This is a genomic window from Leucobacter celer subsp. astrifaciens (genome assembly GCF_001273835.1).
Classification (GTDB): Bacteria; Actinomycetota; Actinomycetes; order Actinomycetales; family Microbacteriaceae; genus Leucobacter; species Leucobacter celer.
Map to the genome: position 1 here is coordinate 1 of NZ_JHEI01000177.1, position 232 is coordinate 232.

The 232-nt window shown below is 48.7% G+C and carries 1 protein-coding gene; it reads right to left on the bottom strand.

All coding sequences use genetic code 11. The features are described from left to right. Positions 1-223 (bottom strand): hypothetical protein (locus tag AMS65_RS19615; protein WP_157502437.1); only part of this gene is annotated, 223 nt, incomplete at its 3' end. Between the last annotated feature and the right edge of the window lie 9 nt (positions 224-232).

Genomic DNA, 232 nt, shown 5'->3' on the forward strand with positions numbered 1-232 from the left:
CATCATTTTTCCCCTTCCCCTTCTTTCCTTCTTTCTCCTCTTCTTTTCTCTTCCTCTCTTTTTCCGGATCTTCGCCATTACCGCCTCTGTCGCCTTGTCTCCCGCGATTATGCGGTCCTTTTCCTCTTTCTAACCTTATACCACGACTAAACCTCCCCTTCTTCACATCACCCTCCCTCCCCCTCCCAATACCAACCACACAATGAAGAGATTGATACTTCATTCCCCCCTC